Source organism: Capnocytophaga sp. CM59 (assembly GCF_000293175.1).
In the GTDB taxonomy this organism is placed as follows: domain Bacteria; phylum Bacteroidota; class Bacteroidia; order Flavobacteriales; family Flavobacteriaceae; genus Capnocytophaga; species Capnocytophaga granulosa.
This window is the reverse complement of the sequence record NZ_ALNN01000052.1, coordinates 1-19688: the sequence shown is the minus strand read 5'-3', so window position 1 is coordinate 19688 and position 19688 is coordinate 1. Positions and strand designations below refer to the sequence as shown.

Below are 19688 nucleotides of genomic sequence, written 5' to 3'. Positions count from 1 at the left end.
GAAACAAATAAATCATCTAAAGGCCTTTGCTTTAGCTTTCTTTTATATCAATTATGGGTATATCTAAAGTTGTATCATACTTTTTGAAGCACCACCTTATTTTTTAATACTAATACAGATATACTGACCTCGTGGGTTATAGTACCCTTTTTGATCCCAACGAACAGAGACATTAATTACTTTGGCATAGAGACTTCCGTCACTTCCCATAAAGACTTGTTCTCTATCCTTTTCATCTAATACTAATGCCCACTGGGTAAAAGCGGTTGAAAATACTTGCTTTATTTTATTTGTCTCATCAATACTATAAAGTGAAAATTCAGTAACTCCTTCATAGACATTGTCTAATAGAGTCATAAAATATTGTCTATCTGGGGTAATATAAGGATAAGCGGCTAAAGTAAACTTTTTACCTGTGGTTTTGTCAATCAAGATATAATCCCAATATTCATAGCCAGTAATACAGATAAGATATTGATTTAGAAAGGGTATTTCCCCCATATAGGTATGTTCTATTCTATTGTCATCGTACTTAGGTGCAAGGCTATCAATATAAGTAACATATTTGTTTTTGCACTCCTGACAAGGAAGGCGCAGTTTCCCTTTTACTTTTTTGATAGTATTGGTAGTATCTATAAAATCAACCGCATTGGCTTTTTGAGCGAGATATTCGTCTTTAGTCACAAAACGAATGTTTATTTTCTTGAGCGGTTTCTTGTCTTCAGTAGTAATCAGCTCTTTATAGTTAAGTTTTATTTGGCTAATATCGCCCGTTTGTTCTCTCTTTATAAAGAGTTTTTCCCATTGCCACAAGATAATCTCCTCGCCATCGCGCTTGTACTTCCTTTGGGTGCGCTGTTTTATGCCATACCAATACTTAAATTCTTGAACTACCTCTACTTTTTCAGCATAAGGTAATTTACCAAGATGCGTACTTTTGTCGTCGGCTTCTTCATAAAGTTCAATACTATCGCGGGTGGTTACATAAACTTCTTTAATGGTAGGTGCATTATAATCAATAGGGTTCCCTATTCTTTTACCTTCAGAGTGTGTTTCCTCAACTGAATCCTTCTTTTCTGTATAAACCACATCAGCTGTTTTTACTGCCTCCCCTTGGACAGGAGAGGATGAGAAATATTGGCAGCTGCAACAGAGGAGTAATATGGCACTTAAGAGGGGTTTCATTTTGTTAAATCGTTTTTGAGTTTGCTGATTTCTTTTTGGGTATCGGTAATGTATTATATCAATATCGGTGGCTTGGTGGATAGATTGTTCGATTTCGGCTTTAATTTCGTTGGTAGCATCACATATTTAGCGTATGGTTCTGCCCAGGGTAACACCAGAAAAGGCTTGCTGTATGGTGTGAATGAGGTTTGTCAATTTGCTGATTTTTCTCATTTGTTGATTACTTTTTCTATTGTATATAAGTTGTTTTCATCTAACAAACTATCTAAAAAAGAACTCTTTAGAAGGTACGTATTGTTTTTCTTTATTATTTTTATATAATCCTCACTTTTCAAATCTACAAATGAAATTTTGTTGTTTTTTTCTTCTTCAAAAACATATTCCTTATCATTACTTTTATCATAAGTTTCTATCTGCAAACGAGCAATATTATCATCTATTTTTACTAAGATTTTTCCCCAAGCACGAGGGTCTGCCTTTTCTTCTTTTAAATATAAAAAATGACCTGAGTATGTTGCCAACCAATCTGATGAGTACTTAATTGCACCTTGTTTAATAAGATACGAAATAATCTCTTTGTCTCCTATTTTGCGAGCTAATCCAAGAGGTGTTAGTCCTTCTTCTGTATATATTTGATTTATATCTGCTTTGTTTTCTATAAGATATTTAACAATAGGCAAATGACGATTTTCTATAGACACAAACAAAGCATCATATATCAAATAATCATCTTTTTTTGCAAATCTACTATTTGCTCCTTTAGCAAGAAGTTGTTTTACATTGTCCAAATTTCCTCTTTTACACTCTATACCCAGCTGAGTATATTTAAATACATTTTCTTTGTAATAAAAAGAGTCAATAGCAATTGAATTTTCTTTGATATCAGCAACATAAGTTTTCTTATGTTCTCTACAAGCGGTTATAAAACTGCTAAGAATAAAAAGAAATAGTATTTTTTTCATCTAATTATAGAATTTTGATTTCAATTCGCTAAAGCCTCTAAGTCCTGATGGTTCTTTGTGGAGGTTTTTGGAGCATTCATCATGATTTACTAATTTCTCATTTGCTAATTATTTTGGATTATTTTTTAGAGGTAGGAATATCAGACAAGTCGAACGAGTCAGACTCTGAATCCCTGAAACTTGATGCCTGGCCTCTATTTCACCCTACACCCCGTAGCCTCCGCTGCCTCACAGACTAAGTTCTTGAGTTTGATTAATATTGCCATAGAGTTAATTTACTTGTTTGTTGATTTTAGATAGCTCTTCTTCTACTTCCTCGTATAGTTGGCAGTACTGATGCCACCATTTGCGCAACAGCTTGTTGCGTAAATGTATCTTTCTGTTTTTCAGAATCCTGAATTAGTGCAACAAGTTGTTGCACTAATAGCATATCAGCATTAGCTGAAGTGATAAGCCGTACTTGAGTACGTTCTATATCTGCACCAATAGCTTGTACTACAAAGGACAAATCTTTAGGCCTTATGTTCTGAGGCATATTTTCCATGATGTACTTTTTTACTAATAAATCTCAATTATAATATTCTACTGAATATTCCCTTCTTACTTTTGATATATAAGAAACTGTGAGTCTATAGGGTTAATTTACTAATTATCAGTAGACTGATTTGACAATACTTTGCGTAGTTCGTCTATATCGGGTAATACACGCTGAAGCTGTTCAGGCATTTCAGCAGTAGTGGTATAGCGGGCTACTCCCATTGGTTTGTTATAGTCTTGAATAACGTATTCTACAAAATCTCTATTAAAGTCTTTGCAAAGAATGATACCTATGGTAGGATTCTCGTGTGGTTTCTTTACAGTGTCATCTAAGATTCGCAAATAGGCCGTGAGTTGTCCTAAATAAGAGGGCTTGAAATTGCCTTTTTTGAGTTCCACACATACCAAACAGTTAAGTTCGCGGTTAAAGAAGAGCAAATCAGGATATTGTTCCACCTCAAACACTTCCAAATGGTATTGATTGCCTACAAAAGTAAAGTCTTTGCCGAAAGTCATGATAAAGTTCTTTACATTGTGGATAATCTGTTGTTCTACTACCCTTTCGTCTATATCCGCGAGATCACGTTCCCCTATCTCTTCTACATTGATAAAATCGAGCAAATACTCATCTTTGAACATTTCAACTGCTTTACGTGCTAATTTCTTAGAAGGGAGCGTTTGGGAGAAATTATTAGGGATAGGTTCCTTTTGGAAGACACCTTCATCTATAATCTTCATCAAAGTATATTTACTCAGATGTTCTTTAGCACATTTACGGATATAAAACAAACGCTCTTCTATATCCTTCACTTTTGCTATGATAATACTATGATGAGTAAATGGTACCTCAAGAAAAGTATTGTCATAAAGCATATCAAAACGCGGTAACAATATGGGTGCTTCTATTCTTTCTAATTCGCCAACCGCGGTTGGCGAATTGATAAAACTTTCTTTGTCAGCAATTTGTAATTCGGCAACCGCGGTTTCCAAATTAGTATCCAGCCCCTGCCACGCCTCATAAAAGGCACGCATATTTTTGATAGCAGAAGGGCTAAAACCTCTAAGTCCTGGTAGTTCTTTGTGGAGCTGTTCAGAAATAGCTTTTATAGCTCCTGTACCCCATACTCCTTTACGGGTATTTTGGGAGACATAGCGCCCTACACCGTAATACAACGAGAGTTGTACGGCATTTACTTGCTTAGCAGCCGTATATTGACTGCTGAGAATGGCTTCTTTTATCTGCTCAGTGGCAGTGGTATAATTTGATATTGCCATAAGGTTCGTTTTTCGCTTTTCACTCACATACCCTGTGGTCACTCGTTGGCTTTACTAAAAATAACCGTTGAGCAGTTTCCTCCAAAGCCAAAGGAGTTGGACAGCACATGCTTAATAGGCTTGCGCTTGAGGGTTGTCTGTGGGCGGAGGGGTACCTCTGGCATAGGGGTTTGCCAATTTAGGTTAGGCCATACAGCCCCTTCTTGAATTGCCAAAAGGCTGAAGATTGCCTCCACAGCCGAGGCAACCGCAAGGGTATGCCCTGTAAAGGGTTTGGTAGAGCTAAAGTCAGACACCTCATCGCCAAAGATACGCATCAGAGCACGGCTCTCAGAAAGGTCATTGTTCACCGTGGCGGTACCATGGGCATTGACATAGTCTATATCGCTGGGGGCAAGTCCGCTTATAGCCAAAGCCTGTTGCATAGCCAAGAAAGCCCCTTCCCCTTCTTCGGAGGAGGCTGTTTGGTGATAGGCATCATTGGCATTGCCCCACCCTGAGAGTACTCCTATGATGGTTCTGCCCTCGGCTAACGCGGTAGTCTCTCGCTCCATGATAAGGAAAGCCCCCGCCTCCCCCAGATTCAGCCCCTTACGATGTGCATCAAAGGGCGTACAATCAGCATCGGAGAGGATCATCAAGCTATTAAAGCCATTGATAGTGAATACTGAAAGCGCATCGGCACCGCCTACAGCTATACGCTGGGCGCGACCTGTGCAAAGCAAGTTGGCCGCTGTAAGTATGGCATTGGCTGAAGACGAACAAGCGGTACTGACACTGGTTACATAACCTTTGATACCGAAGTAGTCTGCTATCTGCCCTGTTACCTCTCCTATGTTGTGATAGGGAATATAGCGGCGCAGCTCCTCTTGGGTAGTATATGCGTAGAAATAACGCTCGGTCATATCCATACCGCCCACACTGGAGGCCATCACCATACTCAGCTGTGCCACTTCAGTGGGGGTAAGTCCTGCCTGGCCGATAGCTTCCTTAAGTGCCCAGATACCCAAAAGCCCTGTACGGGAATAGTGATTGACCACAGGTAGCCCCAATTGCTGGGCAAGAAAGTCATTGGTATGCTTGATCTCCCCTACCCTGATGTGATCTCGGTGTAGGGTAGATACATTTTCTACAACAGACAGTCCCGATTGTCCTGAAAGCAAGCCCGCAAGATGCTGTTCAAGGTTATCCCCCAGCGCGGAACAAATCCCCATTGCTGTGATAACAATCCTTTCTGCCATGCTATTTGGTTCTGTGCTTTTGGATATATTCGGCCATAGTGGCTATGGAATAGAAAATCTCCTTCCCTTGCTTAGGATCAGAGAGGCGTATGCCATATTCTTTGTCTAAGAGTACGATTAGCTCAAGAGCATCAATAGAGTCCAGCCCCAATCCGTCAGCTCCAAAGAGAGGGGTATTTTCGTTGATCTCCTCCGCGGAGAGTTCTTCCAAGTTAAGTGCTTCTACGACTTTTTGTTTGAGTTCTGCAATGAGTGCGTCCATTATCTATACGATTTATAATTTCTGCAAAGATACAAAATTAATGACAAATAACAAGTGACAAGTGACAAATATGCTATCAGTGGTCAGTAGTCAGTCGACAGAAGACAGAGAGTAGAAGTAGAAGCAGCAGCTATAGTCTAACTTTTAACAATTAACAATTGATAATTGACAATTAACAATAAAAACTTTCTACATTGGAAAAAAAGCACGAACTTTGCTCTCCCAATACATGTACCCTAATGAAGAGACTATTCGGAAGTATTTTACTGGCAGGTATTTTGGCTATAGCCCCTGCTTGTAAGCGTGATAAAGCCCCTGCACCCGTTGTGCAACAAGTGGCTGAACCACCCAAACCTGTCTATGAATATGGTTTTAACTTATTAGAATACAACATCATAAAGGACACCCTCAAGCCTGGCGATACCTTCGGTGCACTGCTTAATAACCATGGCGTACCCCCTGAAAGGGTAGCCAAGATTGCCGACCTCTCCAAGGAGCTGATACGCCCACGCAACTTTAAGGCAGGACAGGCCTATGCGCTTATCTTTGACAAAAAACAGCCTGACTCCTTAGCCTACTTTCTCTATCAGCCTGACTTGCTACACTTTATAGAAATAAAAACCAGAGATTCCCTCGCTATTCGCCAGATTGACCGCAAGGTAACCCTTGTGGAGCGTGAGGGCGGAGGCTATATCAAGAACAACTTGCTTGATGATATGACCAAATCAGGCTTATCCTTTGCCGCTGCCTATAAGCTTTCCCAGATTTTTGACTACACCATTGACTTCTTTAATCTACAGGAAGACGATAAGTTCAAGATCATCTATGACGAACGCTATGTAGATGATACTATCAATGCGGGTTTGGTACAAGTAAAAGCCGCTTTCTTCGAGCACAAGGGCAAGCCCTACTATGCTTTTCACTTCCAAGCAGATACCACCAAGTCGGGGGGCTACTATGATGAAAATGGAAATATGATGAAGCGTATGTTCCTCAAATCACCTTTGGACATCTTCCGTATCACCTCGCACTATGGTATGCGTTACCACCCTATCCTCCACCAGATGAAAGGGCACTTTGGCACTGACTATGCCGCTCCTTCAGGCACACCTATCCGTGCTACCGCCAGTGGTACCGTAACCCAAGCAGGCTATGGGTCTGGCAACGGAAACTATGTAAAGATTCGCCATGACAAGACCTACGAAACCCAATACCTACACATGTCCAAAATCATTGCCCGCAAAGGACAGCATGTAGCCCAAGGGGAAGTCATCGGACTGGTAGGCAGCACAGGACTTGCCACAGGCCCCCATGTGTGTTACCGCTTTTGGAAAAATGGGGTACAGGTAGACCCTCTTAAAGAGAAACTCCCCGATGCTACCCCCATTGATGAAAGGCTAAGACCGCGCTATATGGAAGCCATCGCTCCCTTAAAAAAACAGTTGGACGCGGTGCCTTATACGAATATACAGACTACTGAGCAAGCAGAAGTTGTTCCCGATACACTCAAGGCTCAGTAAATTTTTACCTAAACTCAAGACAATGAACATATTAAGATTTATCACTGCCGGTAGTGTAGATGACGGAAAGAGTACCCTTATTGGTCGCTTGCTTTATGATAGCAAGAGTATTTTGGCCGATCAGCTTGAAGTACTTGAACAGCAGTCCAAGAACAAAAATGAAGATGGAGTGGATTTGGCCATTCTCACCGATGGCCTTCGTGCCGAGCGTGAGCAAGGAATCACTATAGATGTGGCTTACCGATACTTTGCTACCGACAAACGTAAGTTTATCATTGCCGACGCTCCTGGACATACCCAGTATACACGCAATATGATCACAGGCGCCTCCAACTCAGACCTAATCATTATCCTTATAGATGCCCGCAATGGTGTTACCGAGCAGACCCGCCGACACTCCATCATCGCCTCCTTGCTAAATATTCCTAAAGTAGTGGTAGCGGTCAACAAAATGGACTTAGTGGATTACTCTCAGGAGGTTTTCGAGGAAATTAAGAAGGATTACGAGGCTATAGCCAAGCGCTTGCACCTGAAAGAGGTGTATTACTTCCCTATCTCAGCTTTTGTAGGCGACAATATCGTAAATACTACCGATGCCATGCCTTGGTATAAGGGAGAATCGCTCTTACACTTTCTGGAAAAGGTAGAAATAAACACCAGTAGCTACCCTCATGCACGTTTCCAAGTGCAGTATGTGATTCGTCCTCAGACAGAAGCCCTACACGACTACCGTGGTTATGCAGGACAAATCCTCTCAGGAGGCTATCAAAAAGGAGACACTATTGAGATACTCCCCGAAGGTATCACCACTACCCTTACCAAAATAGAGATAGACGGCAAGGAAGTGGCCGAAGCCTCTGCTGGTATGCCTGTGGTGCTCCACATTGCCGATGATATAGATATCTCCCGTGGGGATTACTTTGTACACCCCGATCATACCCCTCACATGGAACAAACCGTAGAGGCAACACTCTGCTGGATGGATCGAAGAGAGCTACGCCCAGGAGGCAAATACCTCTTACAACAGCGCAGCCGCCTGACAAAGGTTATTGTCAAGGAAATTATCTACAAGATAGATGTCAATACACTGGAGCAAACCACCGAGGTAGAAAGCCTTAAACTCAACGAAATCGCAAGAGTACAGCTCCGAGCCGCAGCGCCCCTTGTCTATGACCCCTTCCAAGAAAACCCACAAATGGGCAGCGCTATCCTTATTGATGAGACTAGCAATGCCACTGTAGGGGGCGTACTTATAAGTGAAGAGTGAAGAGTGAAGAGTGAAAATATATAGGGCGAATTGTCATTCGCCCCTACAACTAAAAATTAAAAAATGGATACTACAACAACCGCTCCTGTAGAAAAAACCGCTAAACCCCAATGGCTAAGGGTAAAGCTGCCTACAGGAAAAAAATATACTGAATTACGTAGCTTGGTAGATAAATACCAGCTCAACACTATTTGTACCTCAGGAAGTTGCCCTAATATGGGCGAATGCTGGGGACATGGTACGGCTACCTTTATGATTTTGGGTAATATCTGTACGCGCTCCTGCGGTTTCTGCGGGGTGAAAACAGGGCGGCCTGATACTATAGATTGGGAAGAACCTGAGAAAGTTGCCCGCTCTATCAAGCTCATGAATATCACCCATGCCGTGATTACTTCCGTTGACCGTGATGACCTCAAGGACATGGGCAGTATCATCTGGGCAGAAACAGTCAAGGCTATTCGCCGTATGAACCCCAAGACAACCCTTGAGACTCTTATTCCCGATTTCCAAGGTGTAGAGCGCAACCTCAACCGCATCTTAGCCGTAGCGCCTGAGGTAATCTCTCACAACATGGAGACCGTACGTCGCCTAACCCGCGAGGTGCGTATCCAAGCCCAATATGACCGCAGCCTTGGGGTGCTTCGCTACCTGAAGGAGAATGGTGCTCATCGTACCAAATCGGGTATTATGCTCGGCCTTGGTGAAACCGAAGAAGAGGTAATCCAAACCCTCTATGACCTAAAAGAGGCTAAAGTAGATATAGTTACCATAGGTCAATACCTACAACCCTCTAAGAAACACCTGCCCGTAAAACAATTCATCACTCCTGACCAATTCCAAAAATACAAGGAAATAGGTGACTCCTTAGGCTTCCGCCACTTTGAAAGTAGCGCTTTGGTAAGGTCTTCTTATAAGGCGTATAAACACGTTTTATAGGTGAAAAATGAAGAGCGAAGAGTGAAAAACGCTATAAAAAAAGAGAGTGAAAAAGTAACACCATTGTTAAGTATTACTTTTTCACTCTTCATTTTTCACTCCTCACTCTTCACTTAATAGTTATCCGTAGGCGCGACAAATACCTCTTCTTTTTGTTTTACACCACTGATAAGCTCTTGTAAGTGTTGGAATATCACAAAGAGTACAGGGATTACTACCAGACCGAAGAACGTACCAATAAGCTGACCTACAGCAGCACCTGTGGCTACCGAGCGGTTACCCGCAGCTCCTACCCCTGTGGCAAATACCAATGGTAATAACCCCACGATAAAGGCAAAGGAGGTCATCAAGATAGGACGCAAACGTGCCATAGCCGCATTGATCGCTGCCTTAGATAGACTCTCACCGTGTCGACGCCTTTGTACAGCAAACTCTACAATCAAAATCGCATTCTTGGCCAACAGCCCCATGAGCATAATGAGTGAGATTTGGAAGTAGATATTGTTCTCCAAACCAAAGAGCCACTGACCTAAGTAGGCACCAAAGATACCAAAAGGCAAAGACATAAGTACCGAAAGCGGTAAGATATAGCTTTCGTACTGAGCCGATAGGATAAAGTAGGTAAATACCAAGCTCAACATAAAAATAAGGATAGTCTGTGAGCCTGAACTTTGTTCCTCACGGGAAAGACCTGTATAGTCAATACTATAGTTGGCATTAAGCGTCTGAGCCGCTACCTCTTCCACTGCTTTTATAGCGTCTCCTGAACTATAAGCAGGATTGTTCTGTGCCGAAACAGCTACAGAGGTAAAAAGGTTATAACGGCTAAGTGATTGAGCCCCAAAGGTACGGTTTAAAGTTACAAATTCCGATATAGGAGCCATCTGCCCATTGCCTGTTTTTACATATAGACTATTAAGGCTATTGAGATCCTTACGAGCTTCAGGCAATGCCTGTACCATTACACGATACTGCTTACCATAGAGGGTAAAGTCGGTAGCATAGAAGCCCCCTATGTAGTTCTGCAAAGTAGAGAGGATCGTACTTACTGCTATCCCCGATTGCATAGCGCGCTCGACATTGATATTCATCTGATATTGAGGATAATCTACGTTGAAGGAGGTTTGAGCAAACTGTATTTCAGGGCGTTGCATTAAGGCAGATAGGAATTTCTGTACATCAGTATTCACCTGACTTAGTTCACTTCCTGCCTTATCCAATAGCACAAATGACACACCACCTCCAAGACCAAAACCTGGCACTGATGAAGGTTGGAAGAAGATAACTTTAGCATCCTTGATAGAGGAAGCAGCCCCAAAAGCACGCTGAATAATGGTATTTATATCTTGCCCTGGTATTTTAGAACGTTCTTTGAAAGGTTTGAGTTTTAAAAAGCCCATACCGTTATTACTACCTTCTCCCGAAAGCATACCACGTCCGGTAACAAAGGTAGCATTCTCAACACCAGGAATATTGGATAGTTTTTCGTTCACCTCACGCATTACATTGGCTACACGTTCCATTGAGGCGCCTGGTATCATCTCTGCATTCATCATTACAAAGCCCTGGTCTTCGTTAGGCACAAAGCCCGACTTCATCTGGCTATTGGCATAATAAATACCTCCCCCAGCCAAAACAAAAAGCACTAAGGTTACCCATTTGTGACGAAGGAAAAAAGTAAAAGTCTTCCCGTACTTAAGAGTTGCCGCATTGAAAGCAATATTGAACTTATGGAAGAACTTACCTATCCAAGATTTTTCCTCATACTCCTTATCTCCATGAGGTTTTAGGAAAAGAGAACACAATACAGGACTGAGGGTAAGCGCATTAATAGCCGAAATAGCAATCGCTACGATAAGGGTTACCCCAAATTGCTTATAGAATACCCCTGTAGTACCTCCCATAAAGGTTACCGGCACGAACACTGCTGCCATCACCAAAGTAATGGAGATAATCGCCCCTGTAATCTCATTCATAGCGGAGATAGTGGCTGGCTTGGCTTTCTCGTGCGTCTGTTCCATCTTGGCATGGACAGCCTCCACCACGACAATGGCATCATCCACCACAATACCAATGGCCAATACCAAAGCAAACAAGGTAAGCATATTGATAGAGTAGCCGAAGAGGTTTAGGAAGAAGAACGTACCCACAATAGAGACTGGTACGGCAATAGCTGGAATCAGTGTAGAACGGAAATCTTGCAAGAAGATATACACCACAAGGAACACCAATAGGAATGCCTCCAAAAGGGTAGAAACCACTTTGGAAATAGCTGCATCAAGGAAGGTATTAGCATTAAAGTTAATAGTATAAGTAATTCCTTCGGGCAGGGTAGGCTCTATCGATTTAAGATAACTTTCAATATTTTGAATAATCTCATGGGCATTAGACCCTGGTGTTTGTGAGATCCCCATAGCCACCGCTGGGCGACCTTTACTTTCGGAAAAACCTGTATAACTTAAGGCATCAAGTTCTATTTTGGCCACATCTTTCAGGCGGAGCATACGCCCACCATCAAGGGCTTTGAGTACTATATTTTCATATTCTGAAACTTCCTTGTATTTTCCTTTGTATTTGATAACATACTCATAGCTACTCCCGCTATTTTGTCCTAATGTACCGGCAGCCGCCTCACGGCTCTGAGCAGAAATAGCTGCCGTTACCTCCGTTGGATTTAGCTTATAGGCTTGGAGCTTCTGAGGGTCAAGCCATACGCGCATAGAATAGTTCTTTCCGCCAAAGACAGCGGCATCTCCTACCCCACTGATACGCTTGAGTGCAGGAATAACATTGATATTTAGGTAGTTCTGTAAGAACACATCGTCCAACTCCTTATTTTCTGAAAAGAAAGTAAGGAACATCAGGTTCCCAGAGTTCTGTTTGCGTACCGTCACCCCCGATTGCACTACCTCTGAAGGGAGAGAGGCATTGGCACGTGAGACCGCATTCTGTACATTCACCGCAGCAATATCCCCATTTGTCCCTTGTTTGAAATACACAGTGATATTAGCAGAACCACTATTAGAGGCTGAAGAGGAGATATAATCCATATTCTCTACCCCATTGACTTGTTCTTCAATAGGAATGACCACCGACTTGAGTACTGTTTCGGCGTTAGCACCCCCATAGTTAGCACTAATTGACACTGTTACAGGAGCAATATCTGGATATTGAGAAATAGGTAAGGATATAATCCCCAATATCCCTAAAATGACTATCATGATAGAGACTACCGTTGATAGCACTGGTCTGTTAATAAAACTTTTAATCATATAACACTAATTATTCTTTGTTCTAAAATTCTTGGCGGGTAGGGCGGAGTGTAATCTCGTTGATAGCTACCTCTTCGGGTTCACCTATGGCATAGGCTATGGCTCTGGCCACGGAGCTGGCAGGAATCTCATATTCTTTATAGAACGCCTGTATGTTGGCACTGGCCTCAGGGTCGGAGCTACCATACTTGAGTTCGCTCTCCACCGCCCCAGGGTAGAGAGTGGTGACACGGATATTATCCTTAGCCACCTCAGCACGTAAGCCCTCGCTAATGGCTTTGACGGCAAACTTGGTACCACTATACACCGTACCACGACCTGCGGCTACCCGCAATCCTGCTACCGAGGATAGGTTGATGATATGCCCACTGTGTTGCTGTTGCATAGTGGGGAGTACTGCTGCGATGCCATAGAGTACCCCTTTTATATTGATGTCAATCATCTTGTCCCACTCCTCCACCTTGAGTTTGTCCAAAGTGGCTTGTGGCATGATGCCAGCGTTGTTAATCAGTACATCGATACGGCCATAAGTCTTAAGCGTCTCCTTAGCGATATGCTCCACATCGCTCTGTACAGCCACATCGGCAACTACCACAAGGGCTTCGCCTCCTTGAGCGGTGATTTCCGCGGCCAATTTCTCCAAACGCTCCTTGCGACGTGCGGCCAAGACGACCTTGGCTCCATATTTTGCCAAGAGCAGGGCGGTTGCTTCACCCAGGCCACTGCTGGCACCGGTGATAATCACTACTTTATTTTTGATATTTTCGATCATAATTACTATATGTTAGTTTGTCTAATGGCGCGCAAAGACTGTCGTTGCTTGCCTTGTGAATCAAAATTATCAGGAGAAAGCCATTGCTCAAGAGCACGTTTGTTACCCTCCCATTCTTTGTCAATCATAGCAAACCACGCAGTGTCACGCGAACGCCCTTTGTAGACAACTGCTTGCCTAAATGTCCCCTCATAGACAAACCCCAAGCGCTCCGCGGCACGGCGCGAAGGCGCATTAAGGCTATCGCATTTCCATTCGTAGCGTCTGTACTGGAGGGTTTCAAACACATATTTTGCCAAGAGATACTGCGCCTCTGTAGCCATACGTGTACGCTGCAAAGCAGGCGAATAGTTCACCCAGCCCACTTCTATCACTCTGTTTTTAGGGTCTATACGCATTAGGGCGAGCGTACCCACTGCCTTTTGCGTTTGCTTATCTACAATCGCCAGAAAATAAGGATCGGCAGCGGCTTCCTGCTTGGTGAGTAAAGCGTGCAAGGCCTCTTTGTTCTTCACAGGAGCTATAGAAAGGTACGTCCAATCGGGCATTACAGCTTTGGCTTCCAGATAGAAATCACTCAAATCGTCCAAATGTTTGGCTACAGAAAGGCGTTCCAACCGACAATAATTCCCCTCTAAGAGGGTTATATGAGGGGGTTCTCCTGCTGAAAAATCAGGTAATGCCTCCCCTATGGGTTGATGATATTCGTTTGTGGTCATTCTGTTAATCATAATTGGTTGATACGCCTTACTATTTAGCAGCAAGGGTTCTCAGCGCCTTTTTTACAATATACTTGGTTTCTTTGGTAGGGCTTTCGCTTTCCCAACGCTCACAAAGGGCTGTTACGAAATCAGGGCGGGTTTTGCTGGCATCGTTCAGCCAATTCCCTACGCTATCTTGCACATACTTTGCCTTATCAGACTTCAATTTGTCTAATATAGGCAAATACACCTCTGGCTTTTCTTTCAAGGCTTCTATATGAGCACACCAAACACCCCGTGGGCGCAAGGCTTCTGTACTAAACCTGCGGATATTCTCATCTTCGCTTTCTGCCCAATCGGAAAGAAAAGCAATAGAGAAGTCCAGATGTTCACTCATTTCGGGGCGTAAGGCCATCCAAATAATCTCACGAACGCCAAAATGACTATCAGCTACCAAGGGTTTTAGTTTGTGTAGCTTATCTTCTAAAGGAATATCGTCATGCAAAGCTACCAAATAACAAGCATAACAGCGCACTGAATCGGACAAATGCGTGCTAAGTTGCCTAAACAAAGGCTCATAGAGGTCAGTATGTACATATTTTTCGTATAACAATGCACCTATGAGCTTAATCATATTCATTGTAGAAGGTTTCTTTTGCTGATTGATTTGGCGAACCAACTCTTCTATGATATCTTTATCAATCTCCAAAGCAGGAAAAACAGACGCTACCAGCTGTGAATGATCTACAGCCAGCCATTCGGTAAGGTTTACCGTTTCTATACGTCCCTCATTTAATAGCGAAAGTACTTCCAAAGGGATATCTACCGCCTTTTGAGCCCCTTTTCTGTTTTTGATGTCTTCGGTCATGAATCTAATTAATCTGTCAATTATCCCATTGGACAAGGTTTACTGCTAATCGTTAAAGACTTCTATGGTTTCTTCTTTGAGGACAAAATCGGTGAATTTGCCTTTGTAGCGGGTAGCCTTTACGATATGGTTATCTATCCAATGATAATTACCTCCACGTGGTTTGCCAAAGATGATGCCATGGTACTTAAAACCATGCTTATCAAGCCACTGTTCGGTAATCTCGCGGAGTGCTTCGGTACGTGAGGTAAAAAAATGGATCACATGTCCTTGGTCATACCATTTGTTCACCTGTTCCAGTGCATCGGGGAATACCTCGGCTGTAATCATTTTCTCGGGTTGTTCGTTGGGGATATCCTCGCATATAGTACCATCAATATCTATGAGGTAGTTCTTCACTCCTTCGGGCAATATAGGGTTCTTATGCCCATGTGCGTCTTCTTGTAAGGTAAATTTTTCAATCATAATGCATCAGTTATGTAGGTTAATTTATTTATGTATCCGCTTGATAATACACCCATTATCACGGAGTTATAGTAACGATTTTGCCTTCACGGCGCACCACAATCTTTTGATTATTCTTGCGCTTTTGGGCAATCATTCGCTCATAAGCAAGGTCTAAACCTTTTAAAAGTTTGTCTTTCAGACTCTCTTTCTTAGCTTCTTTCTTTTTCATAGCTATTTTTTGCACCATTACAACCTGCTATGATATAGAGGTGTTTCTTATTACTCATCTGTCATTTCAAAAAACCAATTTGAAAAAGGGTCATCGGTTGTTTCGTCATCCATACTATGAGGGGTTACCACTTCTAATCCTATTGCGGGGATAGTGGTATGAAACATATTTTGCACCCACTCTTGGTATTGTGTATTGGGGTGAACGAATGTATTGTCTTTGTTGCTATTAGGAGGGAGTGGATAATCCTCATCCCAGCAAATTTCATCATAACCAATGGCTAAAAGGCGCAAGAAATCCAAAGCGTTTTTCACCAATATACAGGTCATCATAGAGCCTGAACCTGACCCGATATGCACGATTTGGGTACGCCCATCATCATCGAGCCACAAGGCACATTCTGAACCATCAGCACCACTCTGCGCGAAGACGAGCAAACGGCGTTTTACCTCCTCGAGGTGCTCTTTGTACTGTATTTCCAATAGTTCATTGCGATAAGATTCTTCATCTACATTGAAAGTAATCATCGTGCCCCCTATACGCTCGTTGTCCGTCCAGCTTTCTTTTATCTTATCTTCGGGAAAGAGCCAGCCATAACGTACGCCTTTGGTATCCATATAATAGCCATTATCTTCTATCCACTGATAGAGTTGGCGGAGTTCTTCGGGAATTTGCATTCCCTTTGGGAGGACATTTTCTAATTGTTGTAATAAAATATTTTTCATTTTTCTTTACGATTCATATGTCATCGCATCATACCAACCTTCAAAGTCCTCATTTAAGCCATTATCCTCTATGCCCATAGGTACAAAAATATCTATTCCGCTGGTACGTATAGGCGCTCTGTAGAAGTTCAATTGCTTTTTTACCACTTGCCATTTGTCCGCCTCCTCACCCCTAATCATACGCACTATTTGAGTGGTTCCCCTGTAGTCTACCCACAAGGCTACCATAGAACCGCTGTATAGATTTTCGGCAATTATCAAAAAACGCTCAGCAGCATCATCGACATTCTTTCCAAAAGAAATGGTTAGGAGTTCTTTGCGAAAGTTTTCTTCTTCTACAAAGAAAGCAATATCAATATCTACATCGGGGTCATCATTAAGATAGGTCTCCCTAAAAGCACTTTTGGGATAGAGATACCCATAACGTACCCCATCATCTGCGTCCTCATAATAGCCGTTATCCTCTATCCACTGATAGAGTTGGCGGAGTTCCTCTGGGATTTGCATTCCCTTAGGGAGGGCATTTTCTAATTGTTGTAATAGAATATTGGCCATTATCAAAACTATTTCTTAGTTCCTCTTTTGGGTTTTTCAAGTGTTTTTATTTCATTACCTAAAACGGTAATTACTTGATTGTTAGAAATAGGTCTCAGATCTATTTTCTGTGAATATTCGTTTACTATTTTTTGAGTAGCTTCCTTATATGGAAAATTCAGATAATGAGGCAAAAAGTAAAAATCTACCAAATGTAATCCCGAATAATCAGTGAGTTCTGGAACTTTTTTGGTCTCGTCCATATCGCTAACAAATTCAATAGTAGGAGAGGCAATGATAGAACCCGCTGAAGTACCTATGTACAACTTTCCATTATTAATTTGTTCTATAAGTAGCTTGTCAGCCCCTTTCTTTTTTAGTTCTTGCATTAGGTAGAATGTATTCCCTCCAGAGATAAAAATATAATCATTTCGCTCTAATGCTGTAGCTATTTCTTCGGTTGTAGCGGTAGAAATTTCTAATTCTTCTATGATAAGCCCTAATTTTTCAAAGGCTTTTCTATCATCATCTACATAAAAACGCACTTTTTCTACCAAACTTGCTGTTGGGATAAAAACAAGTTTTTTCCCTTTTACGGGTTCACCTGCAAAATCTTCAAACAATTTGGCTACTGAACTGAATGATGAGGTTAAAAATAATCTTTTCATATTTGTATTTGTGTTATTCGATAGTATATTTTGACCTTTTGAAAAAGAAAAAATACTACACAGAACTATCGTTGTTATTAATTTTATCATCTTATTTGCGACACCAATTGCTGTTACTGGACGAGTCGAACTTTATAAAGATATGTAACCTAACTATTGTTTAGTAAATTCCTCTAAAAACTGCTTATATAGCGGTACACTTCTCTCAATCCATTCGGTTGTACTATTCAGCTCAATGCCGTAATAAGCAAAAAACGGATACTCATCGGCATGAATATATTCGAATGTGAGTTCAAACGGACGTAACAATTCCTTAAGGGTATATTTGTATTTTCCGTTATGTGCATATTCATGTTCATCTATACCTGCCGAAATGGCAAGCGTTACCTTTTTACCTCCTACTTTATAACCACTTTTGCTTCCGTAAGCCCAACCGTAGGTAAGAACTTCGTCTAACCACTTCTTTAACAATGGGGGCATACTAAACCAATAGAGTGGAAACTGAAATACAATATGGTCATACTGCTCTATCAGTTGTTGTTCTTTCTTAACATCGATATGTTCGTCTGGATATACTTTGTACAACTGATGTATGGTATATTGTTCTGGGTATTTCTCAAGCTCCTCGATCCAACGTTTGTTGATGAGAGAATCCTCTATATGAGGGTGTGTTACGATTAAGTGTTTTCATATAATTTACGAATAATCAAAAGTGAATAGCACGATACGGCTTACAGGCTCATACAACATAATGATATAGCCTCCAGAACCTACCCAGTCGTAAGCCCCTGTTTCGGCTACGAGATAAAAAAGGTTTCCTTGGTATGAAATGTCAAACAATACTTCATCGTCGGCTTCTCCATCTTCTATATGCATCTTAAAAGCCTTCGGATATTCCTCGTCTTCAATTGTGGAGCACCAGTTGCCATACTGAGGTTCTCCCCCTAATATCTCCAAATAGTTTTCCTTATTCAGTTTCCCATTATATTCAGGATAACGCAAATTCACCAATGTACCATATTTGGCTACATTTGCTTTACTTTTCTCATAATTATCAGCCATTTCCTGAAAGAGTTCCTCCTCTTTGGAGTCAAAATCCCAGTTGTGAATAGCGGTTCGCTCAAAATATCCTTCCTTACCGAGAAACTCGAACTTATTATCACCAGTCAATCGGAAAGCCAGCCAGTTAGGCGCGGTATATTCGTTGTGATACTTAGTGGTATTATCGCCTATATAACCTTCGTAAGGCTCAAAAGGACACAACATATACACCTTTTGTCCTGCCCAATCGGGATTGATTTCTGCTAAATCAATACGCATCAAGGGCAGAAAATGGTTTTTAAGCCACGGTTGCTCTTTTACAAAAATATCTTCCGCTTTGGGGAACGCCTGCAAATGGTCGTTTAATTCTTGGATTTCTTCTCTTGCTGTCATAGTTTTAAATTCCTCCCCCTGCCCCCTCCGAAGGAGGGGAGATAAGGGAGTCTTTAATGTATTAAATCGTTTTTATTAGTAAAATGGTTACTATCTCCCTCTGCTTCAAAGAGGGCGAATTGACTCACATACTCTGCTTCGCAGACTTTGCCCCTACACATACCACAAAAGAGATGTTATGAAAAATCAAAAGTATATAGCACGATACGGCTTACGGGCTCATACATCATAATGATAGCATCGATATGCCCATCACACCAACTATAGTTAGGAGTACTTGCTACAAAGTAAAAGGGGTTTCCTTGATAGGAAATTTTAATCCATTTATCAGAATCTTCATCTTCATAATCTAATTTCATATCAAAAGCCTTTGGATATTCTTTGCTACTAATTGTACCTACCCAATTTCCTCCTATTATATGTCCTCCTAATATATCTAAAAATTTAGTAAAGTTAGGTTTTCCATCATATTCAGGAAACTGTAAACTCACCAATGAACCGTATTTCTCGAAATTTGCTTTACTTTTCTCGTAGCCTTTCTGCATTTCTTGAAATTCCTTTTCTTCTTCGGAATTGAAATCCCAGTTATGATATTTAGTTCTTTCAAAAAATCCTTCGTTCCCTAAGAACTCGAACTTATTATCATCAATCAATCGGAAAGCTAACCAGTTAGGTGCGGTATATTCGTTGTGATATTCAGTGGTATTATCGCCTATATAACCTTCGTAAGGCTCAAAAGGACAGAGCATATACACCTTTTTTCCTGCCCAATCGGGGTTGATTTCGGCTAAATCAATACGCATCAAGGGCAGAAAATGGTTTTTAAGCCACGGTTGCTCTTTTACAAAAATAT

At 41.6% G+C, this 19688-nt stretch carries 21 protein-coding genes; 3 read left to right on the top strand and 18 right to left on the bottom strand.

What is annotated here, in order from left to right; genetic code table 11:
* Positions 1-96: 96 nt before the first annotated feature.
* From HMPREF1154_RS10445 to HMPREF1154_RS10420, 6 genes are all read right to left on the bottom strand, one after another.
* Positions 97-1185, bottom strand: coding sequence for a hypothetical protein (locus HMPREF1154_RS10445; RefSeq protein WP_009642552.1), 1089 nt, complete (start codon positions 1183-1185; stop codon positions 97-99).
* Between the two features lie 209 nt (positions 1186-1394).
* A complete protein-coding gene (locus HMPREF1154_RS13025) occupies positions 1395-2147 on the bottom strand; it encodes an ankyrin repeat domain-containing protein (protein ID WP_009642559.1) in 753 nt (250 codons plus the stop codon).
* A 292-nt stretch (positions 2148-2439) separates the two neighbouring features.
* The gene (locus HMPREF1154_RS10435; RefSeq protein ID WP_009642556.1) at positions 2440-2691 is read right to left on the bottom strand and encodes a hypothetical protein; all 252 of its coding nucleotides are present in this window, start codon (positions 2689-2691) and stop codon (positions 2440-2442) included.
* Between the two features lie 101 nt (positions 2692-2792).
* Entirely contained in the window at positions 2793-3959 is a 1167-nt protein-coding gene (locus HMPREF1154_RS10430; RefSeq protein WP_034567369.1) for a PDDEXK nuclease domain-containing protein, read from the bottom strand.
* 38 nt (positions 3960-3997) lie between these two features.
* A complete protein-coding gene (locus HMPREF1154_RS10425) occupies positions 3998-5200 on the bottom strand; it encodes a beta-ketoacyl-[acyl-carrier-protein] synthase family protein (protein ID WP_009642555.1) in 1203 nt (400 codons plus the stop codon).
* 1 nt (position 5201) lies between these two features.
* Positions 5202-5462 (bottom strand): phosphopantetheine-binding protein, encoded by a 261-nt coding sequence (locus HMPREF1154_RS10420; RefSeq protein WP_009642558.1) that lies wholly within the window; start codon positions 5460-5462, stop codon positions 5202-5204.
* Between the two features lie 239 nt (positions 5463-5701).
* Here HMPREF1154_RS10420 and HMPREF1154_RS10415 point away from each other — a divergent pair, with 239 nt between their 5' ends.
* The 3 genes from HMPREF1154_RS10415 to lipA all read left to right on the top strand — a co-directional run bounded on the left by HMPREF1154_RS10415 (position 5702) and on the right by lipA (position 9185).
* The gene (locus HMPREF1154_RS10415) at positions 5702-6982 is read left to right on the top strand and encodes a M23 family metallopeptidase (RefSeq protein ID WP_198004486.1); all 1281 of its coding nucleotides are present in this window, start codon (positions 5702-5704) and stop codon (positions 6980-6982) included.
* A 22-nt stretch (positions 6983-7004) separates the two neighbouring features.
* Positions 7005-8249, top strand: a complete 1245-nt coding sequence (locus HMPREF1154_RS10410; protein WP_009642554.1) for a sulfate adenylyltransferase subunit 1 — start codon at positions 7005-7007, stop codon at positions 8247-8249.
* Positions 8250-8312: 63 nt separating this feature from the next.
* On the top strand, positions 8313-9185 hold the full coding sequence (gene lipA, locus HMPREF1154_RS10405) for a lipoyl synthase (protein WP_009642548.1): 873 nt from the start codon (positions 8313-8315) through the stop codon (positions 9183-9185).
* 113 nt (positions 9186-9298) lie between these two features.
* Here lipA and HMPREF1154_RS10400 read toward each other — a convergent pair whose 3' ends face one another.
* The 12 genes from HMPREF1154_RS10400 to HMPREF1154_RS10345 form a co-directional block, all read right to left on the bottom strand.
* A complete protein-coding gene (locus tag HMPREF1154_RS10400; protein ID WP_034567366.1) occupies positions 9299-12457 on the bottom strand; it encodes an efflux RND transporter permease subunit in 3159 nt (1052 codons plus the stop codon).
* Positions 12458-12479: 22 nt separating this feature from the next.
* Entirely contained in the window at positions 12480-13226 is a 747-nt protein-coding gene (locus HMPREF1154_RS10395; protein WP_315237763.1) for an SDR family oxidoreductase, read from the bottom strand.
* 8 nt (positions 13227-13234) lie between these two features.
* Entirely contained in the window at positions 13235-13948 is a 714-nt protein-coding gene (locus HMPREF1154_RS10390) for a GNAT family N-acetyltransferase (protein ID WP_009642547.1), read from the bottom strand.
* Positions 13949-13979: 31 nt separating this feature from the next.
* Positions 13980-14798: a DNA alkylation repair protein gene (locus HMPREF1154_RS10385; RefSeq protein ID WP_009642553.1), complete on the bottom strand. Its 819-nt coding sequence runs from the start codon at positions 14796-14798 to the stop codon at positions 13980-13982.
* A 45-nt stretch (positions 14799-14843) separates the two neighbouring features.
* Positions 14844-15263 carry an LNS2 domain-containing protein gene (locus HMPREF1154_RS10380; RefSeq protein ID WP_009642561.1) on the bottom strand — a complete coding sequence of 140 codons (420 nt, stop codon included), beginning with the start codon at positions 15261-15263 and terminating at the stop codon, positions 14844-14846.
* A gap of 58 nt (positions 15264-15321) precedes the next feature.
* Positions 15322-15474 carry a hypothetical protein gene (locus tag HMPREF1154_RS13560; protein ID WP_009642543.1) on the bottom strand — a complete coding sequence of 51 codons (153 nt, stop codon included), beginning with the start codon at positions 15472-15474 and terminating at the stop codon, positions 15322-15324.
* A 50-nt stretch (positions 15475-15524) separates the two neighbouring features.
* A complete protein-coding gene (locus HMPREF1154_RS10370) occupies positions 15525-16199 on the bottom strand; it encodes a hypothetical protein (RefSeq protein WP_009642557.1) in 675 nt (224 codons plus the stop codon).
* 6 nt (positions 16200-16205) lie between these two features.
* A complete protein-coding gene (locus tag HMPREF1154_RS10365; protein WP_009642542.1) occupies positions 16206-16754 on the bottom strand; it encodes a hypothetical protein in 549 nt (182 codons plus the stop codon).
* Positions 16755-16762: 8 nt separating this feature from the next.
* Positions 16763-17401 carry a peptidase E gene (locus HMPREF1154_RS10360; RefSeq protein ID WP_034567368.1) on the bottom strand — a complete coding sequence of 213 codons (639 nt, stop codon included), beginning with the start codon at positions 17399-17401 and terminating at the stop codon, positions 16763-16765.
* Between the two features lie 153 nt (positions 17402-17554).
* On the bottom strand, positions 17555-18079 hold the full coding sequence (locus HMPREF1154_RS10355; protein ID WP_034567364.1) for an NAD(P)H-dependent oxidoreductase: 525 nt from the start codon (positions 18077-18079) through the stop codon (positions 17555-17557).
* 18 nt (positions 18080-18097) lie between these two features.
* Positions 18098-18835, bottom strand: a complete 738-nt coding sequence (locus tag HMPREF1154_RS10350; protein ID WP_009642546.1) for a hypothetical protein — start codon at positions 18833-18835, stop codon at positions 18098-18100.
* A gap of 176 nt (positions 18836-19011) precedes the next feature.
* A partial coding sequence (locus tag HMPREF1154_RS10345; RefSeq protein ID WP_009642545.1) for a hypothetical protein occupies positions 19012-19688 on the bottom strand: 677 nt, incomplete at its 5' end.